Source organism: Pseudomonas sp. NPDC087615 (assembly GCF_044743445.1).
GTDB classification, from domain to species: Bacteria; Pseudomonadota; Gammaproteobacteria; order Pseudomonadales; family Pseudomonadaceae; genus Aquipseudomonas; species Aquipseudomonas baetica_A.
The window spans coordinates 1-8,401 of sequence record NZ_JBIUWM010000102.1; the positions used below are offsets into that span (position 1 = coordinate 1).

Below are 8,401 nucleotides of genomic sequence, written 5' to 3' on the forward strand. Positions count from 1 at the left end.
ACTCATTGAATCCCTACGCGTGATCCAGCCCCTTCTGACACATCCAAGAAGCGCGTCATTGTCTGCATGTGCGGCGGCGTGGACTCTTCCGTTTCCGCTCTTCTGCTGATCGAGCAGGGCTTTGAAGTGGAAGGCCTGTTCATGAAGAACTGGGAAGAAGACGACGGAACGGAATATTGCACCGCCATGGACGACCTGGCGGACGCTCAGGCCGTGTGCGACAAGATCGGCATCAAGCTGCACACTGCCAACTTCGCCGCCGAGTACTGGGACAACGTGTTCGAGCACTTCCTGGCCGAATACAAGGCCGGGCGCACGCCGAACCCGGACATCCTGTGCAACCGCGAGATCAAGTTCAAGGCGTTCCTCGACTACGCCATGATGCTCGGCGCCGACCTGATCGCCACCGGCCACTACGTGCGCCGCCGTGACCTCGATGGCCGCACCGAACTGCTCAAGGGCCTCGATCCGAACAAGGATCAAAGCTACTTCCTTCACGCCGTCGGCGGCGAACAGATCGCCAAGACCCTGTTCCCGGTCGGTGAACTGGAAAAGCCTGAAGTGCGCGCAATTGCCGAAAAATACGAGCTGGCGACCGCCAAAAAGAAGGATTCCACCGGGATCTGCTTTATCGGCGAGCGTCGTTTCAGCGACTTCCTCAAGCAATACCTGCCGGCACAACCGGGCGAGATCAAAACCACCGAAGGCGAAGTCATCGGCCGTCACCACGGCTTGATGTACCACACCATCGGCCAGCGCCAGGGCCTCGGCATTGGCGGCTTGAAAGATGCCGGCGATGAGCCGTGGTACGTGCTGCGCAAGGATCTGGACAACAACGAACTGATCGTCGGCCAGGGCAACAACCACCCATGGCTGTTTTCCAGCGCCCTGCTCGCATCCGAAATCTATTGGGTCAACCCGATCGATCTGAGCCAGCCGCTGCGCCTGACCGCCAAAGTGCGTTACCGCCAAAGCGACCAGGCCTGCACCCTGGAGAAAACCGCCAGCGGTTACCGCGCTGTGTTCGACGAACCGCAACGCGCGGTCACGCCGGGCCAGTCCGTGGTGTTCTATGACGGTGAAATCTGCCTCGGTGGCGGCGTGATCGAAGTCGCCGAGCCGTGGAGCGGCCAGGCATGAACCCGACTCAGGAGCAACTGACGGCGCTGGGCGGCGTGTTTCTCGCTGCCGTGCTGGTCGACCGGATCGCCAAGACCGGCCAGACCAACGAGGCCGGCCTGAGCTGCATGCTCGGCAGCCTGCTGGTGCGCGACCCGAAAGACACGCTGGACGTGTACGGCGGCGACGATATCAATCTGCGCGAAGGCTACCGCGCACTGATCGGCGCGCTTGAACGCGACCCGAGCACCTTGCAGCGCGAGCCGCTGCGCTATGCCCTGTCGATGCTCGGCCTCGAGCGCCAATTGGCCAAGCGTGACGACATGCTCGACACCATCGGCAAGCGCCTGCCGCAGATCCAGTCGCAGGTCGAGCACTTCGGTCCGGCCCACGAAAATGTGGTTGCCGCGTGCGGCGCGCTGTACCAAGACACCCTGAGCACCCTGCGCCAGCGGATTCAGGTGCATGGCGACATGCGCAACCTGCAACAGCCGAGCAATGCCTCGAAAATCCGCGCCCTGCTCTTGGCCGGCATCCGTTCAGCTCGCCTGTGGCGTCAGCTCGGTGGGCATCGCTGGCAGTTGGTGATCAGCCGGCGCAAGCTGCTCAAAGAGCTGTATCCGTTGATGCGCAGCGAGTAAATCGCCGCGCAATAGAAAGCTTTGTAGCCTATAACGCGTAATACGCCGGTCAGTTGGCAACGGACCGGCGGATTTTTTCATGTATGATACGCGCCCCATTTCGTTGCCCGACTGTCCGAGAACACCCCATGCAGCTCTCTTCGCTCACTGCGGTTTCCCCTGTTGACGGCCGCTACGCCGGCAAAACCCAGGCCCTGCGCCCGATTTTCAGCGAGTACGGCCTGATCCGTGCCCGCGTTCTGGTTGAAGTACGCTGGCTCCAGCGCCTCGCCGCTCACGCCGGTATCCCGGAAGTGCCAGCCTTCTCTGCCGAGGCCAACGCCGTTCTCAATGAACTGGCTGAGAACTTCTCGCTGGAGCACGCCGAGCGCGTCAAAGAGATCGAGCGCACCACCAACCACGACGTCAAAGCGATCGAATACCTGCTCAAAGAGCAGGCGGCCAAGCTGCCGGAGCTGGCCAAGGTCAGCGAGTTCATCCACTTTGCCTGCACCAGCGAAGACATTAACAACCTGTCCCACGCCCTGATGCTGCGCGAAGGCCGTGACGACGTGATGCTGCCGCTGATGCGCCAGACTGCCAACGCTATCCGTGAACTGGCGATCCGTTTCGCCGATGTGCCGATGCTGTCGCGCACTCACGGCCAACCGGCTTCGCCGACCACGCTGGGTAAAGAGCTGGCGAACGTGGTTTACCGTCTCGAGCGTCAGATCGCTCAAGTCGCTGCCGTGCCACTGCTGGGCAAGATCAACGGCGCTGTCGGCAACTACAACGCCCACCTGTCGGCCTACCCGCAGATCGACTGGGAAGCCAACGCCCGCGCCTTCATCGAAGACGAACTGGGCCTGGGCTTCAACCCGTACACCACGCAGATCGAACCGCACGACTACATCGCCGAACTGTTCGACGCCATTGCGCGCTTCAATACCATCCTGATCGACTTCGACCGTGACATTTGGGGTTACATCTCCCTGGGTTACTTCAAGCAGCGCACCATCGCCGGCGAAATCGGTTCGTCGACCATGCCGCACAAGGTCAACCCGATCGACTTCGAAAACTCCGAAGGCAACCTGGGCATCGCCAACGCACTGTTCCAGCACCTGGCGAGCAAACTGCCAATCTCCCGCTGGCAGCGCGACCTGACCGACTCCACCGTTCTGCGTAACCTCGGTGTCGGCTTCGCCCACAGCGTGATCGCGTATGAAGCCAGCCTCAAAGGCATCAGCAAGCTTGAGCTCAACGAGCAGAAGATTGCCGCTGACCTCGATGCATGCTGGGAAGTGCTGGCTGAGCCGATCCAAACCGTGATGCGCCGCTACAACATCGAAAACCCGTACGAAAAGCTGAAAGAACTGACCCGCGGCAAGGGCATCAGCCCTGAAGCGTTGCAGACTTTCATCGACGGCCTGGACATGCCAGCCCAAGCGAAAGCCGAGCTGAAGCAACTGACCCCGGCCAACTACATCGGTAACGCTGTAGCGCAAGCCAAACGCATCTGATCGACCGCTTGACCCGTTTGAGACGCCCGGCCGCGCCGGGCGTTTTTATTCCCGTCTGAAAAGTGCTTTTTTTCAATAGGTTACATATGAATTCCGATATTCCTCTTCAACTTCTGGGCGGCCTCACGGCGCGCGAATTCCTGCGTGACTACTGGCAGAAAAAGCCACTGCTGATCCGTCAGGCGATTCCTGATTTCGAAAGCCCGATCGACGCCGACGAACTGGCCGGCCTAGCCCTGGAAGAAGAAGTCGAGTCGCGCCTGGTGATCGAGCACGGCGAGCGCCCATGGGAACTGCGCCGCGGCCCGTTCGCTGAAGACGAATTCAGCAAGCTGCCGGAAAAAGAGTGGACTCTGCTCGTTCAGGCAGTCGATCAATTCGTGCCGGAAGTCAGCGAACTGCTGGAAAACTTCCGCTTCCTGCCGAGTTGGCGCGTTGACGACGTGATGATCAGCTTCGCCGCTCCCGGTGGCAGCGTGGGGCCGCACTTCGACAACTACGACGTGTTCCTGCTGCAAGGTCACGGCAAGCGCAACTGGAAAATCGGCCAGATGTGCGACTCCGAGAGCCCGCTGCTGCAACACGCGGATCTGCGCATCCTCGCCGAATTCCACGAAACCGAAGAGTGGGTTCTGGAACCGGGCGACATGCTCTACCTGCCGCCGCGCCTGGCCCACTGCGGCGTGGCCGTGGATAACTGCATGACCTATTCGGTCGGCTTCCGCGCCCCAAGCGCCTCTGAAGTACTGACCCACTTCACCGACTTCCTCAGCCAGTTCCTGACCGATGAAGAGCGCTACACCGATGCCGACGCGCAACCGGCGACCGATCCGCACCAGATTCAACACGATGCACTGGATCGCCTGAAGAGCCTGCTCGCCGAGCACATGAGCGACGAGCGCCTGCTGCTGACCTGGTTCGGCCAATACATGACCGAGCCACGCTACCCGGAACTCGTGGCCGGCCCGGAAGACGTCGAAGAAGAAGACTTCCTCAGCGCCCTGCAGGATGGCGCCGTATTGATCCGTAACCCAAGCGCACGCCTGGCCTGGTCGGAAGTCGATGACGATTTGCTGCTGTTCGCCAGCGGCCAGAGCCGTTATCTGCCGGGCAAATTGCGCGAACTGCTGAAACTGATCTGCGCCGCCGACGCCTTACACACCGACAACCTCGGCGAGTGGCTGAACGACGAAGACGGTCGTGGCCTGCTGTGCGAACTGGTCAAGCAAGGCAGCCTGGGGTTTGCCGATGAATAAAATTCGCGTACGTGTCGCAGACTGGCAGAAGGACATCGCCGAGATCCGGCGCATTCGTGAAACGGTGTTTATCGCCGAACAATCGGTTCCACCCGAGCTTGAATGGGACGCCGATGACGCGACCGCCGTGCATTTTCTGGCATTCGAAGGCGACTTTCCGATCGGCACTGCACGCCTGCTGCCCGATGGGCACATTGGCCGGGTTTCGGTGCTGAAAGACTGGCGTGGCATGAAGGTCGGTGACGCCCTGATGCAAGCGGTCATCGCTGAAGCTGAAGAGCGCGGCCTGAAGCAGCAGATGCTCAGCGCACAAGTGCAGGCCACGGCATTCTATGAGCGCCTGGGTTTCAGCCTGGTCAGTGAAGAATTCCTGGAAGCAGGGATTCCGCATGTCGATATGGTTCGCCATTCGGCTTAAGACCGCGGCGCGGCTTTCGCGAGCAGGCTCGCCCCCACACTGGATCTGTGCCTGACGCACAATTTGTGTCCGCTGGAGATCTACTGTGGGAGCGAGCCTGCTCGCGAAGAGGCCAGCAAGAACACCACAAAACGCCCTGCCATTCTCGGATGCCGGGGCGTTTTGCTGTCTACGATTCAACTTGCCCCACCCCAGGCCGACAAACTGGCAATATCAAGCCTTTCGAAAGCGGAGATAACGGACATGTCCCTACGCACCCTGCTCACCACCCTGCTGCTCGGCTGCAGTCTATCGGTGATGGCGGCCACCGAAATCGTGCCACTCAAGTACCGCACCAGCGCCGACATGCTGCCGATGGCGCAAGACTTCATGGGCAAAGATGGCCAGGTCAGCGCCTACGGCAACCAACTGATCGTCAAGGCCGAGCCGGACAAGATTCAGGAACTCAAGGCGCTGATCACCCAACTCGACACCGCCCCCAAACGCCTGCTGATCACTGTCGATACCAATGAAAACAACGGTCGTGGCGACGAGGGCTATTCAGTGAACGGCACACAGACCCGCATCATCAGCCGCAGCACCGCTAGCCGAGACGGCGGCATTCAGCAAGTGCAGGCCAGCGAAGGCGCACCGGCGTTGATTCAGGTCGGCCAGAGCGTGCCAATCACCAGCAGCCAAAGCAATTCCTACGGCGACTACAGCAGCCAAACCCAATACCGTAACGTCACCCAAGGTTTTTACGTCACCGCCAGCGTCACCGGAGACATCGTTCATCTGTCAATCAGCACCAATCGTGACCGCATGAGCCAGGAACGTCCCGATGTAGTGAACGTACAAAGTACCGACACAACGGTCAGCGGGCGCCTGGGCGAGTGGATCACTCTGGCCGGTGTGAATCGCCAGACTCAGGCCGACAAACAAGGCCTGACCCGCAGCTACTCGACTCAAGGCCGAGATGACATGACGCTACGGGTGAAAGTCGACAGCTTGGACTAAAGCACCAAAAACTGACTGATTAGTCGTATTAGACGAAAGATGTAGTGCCTTGAAAAAAGCACTACAAAACGTTTGACGAGGCAAAAAAGCGAAGGCATGATGGCCTCGCTCCCGCTAATCAGAGGCCCTGGCAAGGGCCTTCGAAACGATGTTCGCAGCCACCCCGCGAACCGCTTCGTGTCTGTACCGCCCACAAGGTGTGTTTGACGAGGTTGCCGACTGGAACGAAGTTGTCCCGAGGGACGGAAGCGTAATTAGGTAACCCGGCATCACACTGCAGTTCGTATAAAGGCCCACGACGCCCGAATGCGCCCACCAGTTGCGCCTTTACCTGCTCACTTCCCCTCGAGCCCATCGTTCATCCCGTCGCCTACCCCGCCGAATCCGACTTGATCACCTAAGCTTCTGGTCAGCGAGCGCATGAATTTTCCACCGCAGAACAACTTTTCATAAAGACGCGACGAGGTTTATCTCCATGGCACTGACACGCGAACAGCAAATTGCAGCCCTTGAAAAAGACTGGGCTGAAAACCCGCGCTGGAAAGGCGTGACACGCACTTACTCCGCTGCTGACGTCGTCCGTCTGCGTGGCTCGGTTCAACCAGAGCACACTTTTGCGAAAATGGGCGCCGAGAAGTTGTGGAACCTGGTGACCCAGGGTGCCAAGCCGTCCTTCCGCCCAGAGAAAGATTTCGTCAACTGCATGGGCGCCCTGACCGGCGGCCAGGCTGTTCAGCAGGTTAAAGCCGGTATCCAGGCGATCTACCTGTCGGGCTGGCAGGTGGCTGCGGACAACAACTCCGCCGAATCGATGTACCCGGACCAGTCGCTGTACCCGGTGGACTCGGTGCCAACCGTGGTCAAGCGCATCAACAACTCGTTCCGTCGTGCTGACCAGATCCAGTGGAAAGCCGGCAAGAACCCTGGCGACGATGGCTACATCGACTACTTCGCGCCAATCGTGGCTGACGCTGAAGCCGGTTTCGGTGGCGTACTGAACGCCTACGAACTGATGAAGAGCATGATCGAAGCAGGCGCTGCTGGCGTTCACTTCGAAGACCAACTGGCTTCCGTGAAAAAATGCGGCCACATGGGCGGCAAGGTACTGGTTCCTACCCAGGAAGCTGTACAGAAGCTGACCGCTGCCCGTCTGGCGGCTGACGTTGCCGGTACTCCGACCATCATTCTGGCGCGTACCGACGCTAACGCGGCTGACCTGCTGACGTCCGACTGCGACCCGTACGACCAGCCATTCGTGACTGGCGAACGTACCCAGGAAGGCTTCTACAAAGTGCGCGCCGGTCTCGACCAGGCCATCGCTCGCGGCCTGGCTTACGCTCCGTACGCCGACCTGATCTGGTGCGAAACCGCCAAGCCGGATCTGGACGAGGCTCGTCGCTTCGCTGAAGCGATCAAAAAGGAATACCCGGACCAACTGCTGTCGTACAACTGCTCGCCTTCCTTCAACTGGAAGAAAAACCTGGACGACGCGACCATCGCCAAGTTCCAGCGCGAACTGTCCGCCATGGGCTACAAGCACCAGTTCATCACCCTGGCCGGCATTCATAACATGTGGCACAGCATGTTCAACCTGGCGCACGACTACGCCCGTAACGACATGACTGCCTACGTGAAGCTGCAAGAGCAGGAATTCGCTGATGCTGCCAAGGGTTACACCTTCGTGGCTCACCAGCAGGAAGTGGGCACCGGCTACTTCGATGACATGACCACCGTGATTCAAGGTGGCTCGTCTTCGGTAACCGCGCTGACCGGTTCGACTGAAGAAGAACAGTTCCACTGATCTGCTTCACCTGAGCAAACGGCCGTTGCGGACCGAATAGAAAGCTAACCGCAACGCCGCACATCTGACGCCCCGACTGGTTCGGGGCGTTTTTTTGCCCGCAAACATCTCAAAGGCTCCTACAGGTTTTGCGTAGGACCTTTCTGAAAAAACATTGATCCAGAGCGCTATGGACGTCAGAAAAATCGTTTAAAACGGGCGATGCCGCTACTTGCAGTAACGGGCATATAAGACAACTTCCTGATTACTGGCCCGCTAAACAGTTTCAAAACCACTCCAAACGATATCAATTATCATTTAGCAGCAACTATGTTCGTTACATTTCCCACAAAACATAATTCGCAGAAATCCGGCTAATGCCCGCTATGCTTGGGCTACGGGGCATTCGAGGTGCGCTATGTCCTTATTCCAATAAATAATTTCGCTATAGGAATTTTACTTGCAGGGTGTTTAGCCATAAAATCAGCGCGATTGATTGCTGCGACATATCGTCACTGCTTTATTTCTTTATCAAGCTCAGAGACCTTTGCTCTCTGTTAAGGATTACCAGCATGCCCGAAGCGACAGGACTCATGGCCCACAACTGGGGCTTTGCCATTTTCCTTCTGGGTGTAGTCGGCCTGTGTGCCTTCATGCTCGGTGTCTCAAGCCGACTACACCCAGAAGGAAAA

At 58.8% G+C, this 8,401-nt stretch carries 7 protein-coding genes and 1 pseudogene; all 8 read left to right on the forward strand.

What is annotated here, in order from left to right:
- Positions 1 to 9: 9 nt before the first annotated feature.
- Positions 10 to 1,140, forward strand: coding sequence for a tRNA 2-thiouridine(34) synthase MnmA (gene mnmA, locus ACIOU6_RS27190; protein ID WP_401139803.1), 1,131 nt, complete (start codon positions 10 to 12; stop codon positions 1,138 to 1,140).
- The gene (hflD, locus tag ACIOU6_RS27195; protein WP_221730384.1) at positions 1,137 to 1,760 is read left to right on the forward strand and encodes a high frequency lysogenization protein HflD; all 624 of its coding nucleotides are present in this window, start codon (positions 1,137 to 1,139) and stop codon (positions 1,758 to 1,760) included. The genes mnmA and hflD overlap by 4 nt, the downstream gene beginning before the upstream one ends.
- A gap of 128 nt (positions 1,761 to 1,888) precedes the next feature.
- Positions 1,889 to 3,259 carry an adenylosuccinate lyase gene (gene purB, locus ACIOU6_RS27200; RefSeq protein ID WP_016987412.1) on the forward strand — a complete coding sequence of 457 codons (1,371 nt, stop codon included), beginning with the start codon at positions 1,889 to 1,891 and terminating at the stop codon, positions 3,257 to 3,259.
- A gap of 86 nt (positions 3,260 to 3,345) precedes the next feature.
- A complete protein-coding gene (locus tag ACIOU6_RS27205; RefSeq protein WP_221730386.1) occupies positions 3,346 to 4,515 on the forward strand; it encodes a cupin domain-containing protein in 1,170 nt (389 codons plus the stop codon).
- Positions 4,508 to 4,933, forward strand: a complete 426-nt coding sequence (locus tag ACIOU6_RS27210) for a GNAT family N-acetyltransferase (RefSeq protein ID WP_034155132.1) — start codon at positions 4,508 to 4,510, stop codon at positions 4,931 to 4,933. The genes ACIOU6_RS27205 and ACIOU6_RS27210 overlap by 8 nt, the downstream gene beginning before the upstream one ends.
- Positions 4,934 to 5,176: 243 nt before the next feature.
- Positions 5,177 to 5,929 (forward strand): secretin N-terminal domain-containing protein, encoded by a 753-nt coding sequence (locus tag ACIOU6_RS27215; RefSeq protein ID WP_221730387.1) that lies wholly within the window; start codon positions 5,177 to 5,179, stop codon positions 5,927 to 5,929.
- A 475-nt stretch (positions 5,930 to 6,404) separates the two neighbouring features.
- A complete protein-coding gene (gene aceA / locus ACIOU6_RS27220) occupies positions 6,405 to 7,730 on the forward strand; it encodes an isocitrate lyase (RefSeq protein ID WP_093434273.1) in 1,326 nt (441 codons plus the stop codon).
- 551 nt (positions 7,731 to 8,281) lie between these two features.
- Positions 8,282 to 8,401 (forward strand): annotated as a pseudogene (locus ACIOU6_RS27225) (hypothetical protein); the annotation flags it as partial.

Excerpts from the sequence above, each read along its gene's own strand:
- hflD (WP_221730384.1), top strand. The coding sequence starts at position 1,137 with ATGAACCCGACTCAGGAGCAACTGACGGCGCTGGGCGGCGTGTTTCTC.
- purB (WP_016987412.1), top strand. The coding sequence starts at position 1,889 with ATGCAGCTCTCTTCGCTCACTGCGGTTTCCCCTGTTGACGGCCGCTAC.
- ACIOU6_RS27205 (WP_221730386.1), top strand. The coding sequence starts at position 3,346 with ATGAATTCCGATATTCCTCTTCAACTTCTGGGCGGCCTCACGGCGCGC.
- ACIOU6_RS27210 (WP_034155132.1), top strand. The coding sequence starts at position 4,508 with ATGAATAAAATTCGCGTACGTGTCGCAGACTGGCAGAAGGACATCGCC.
- ACIOU6_RS27215 (WP_221730387.1), top strand. The coding sequence starts at position 5,177 with ATGTCCCTACGCACCCTGCTCACCACCCTGCTGCTCGGCTGCAGTCTA.
- aceA (WP_093434273.1), top strand. The coding sequence starts at position 6,405 with ATGGCACTGACACGCGAACAGCAAATTGCAGCCCTTGAAAAAGACTGG.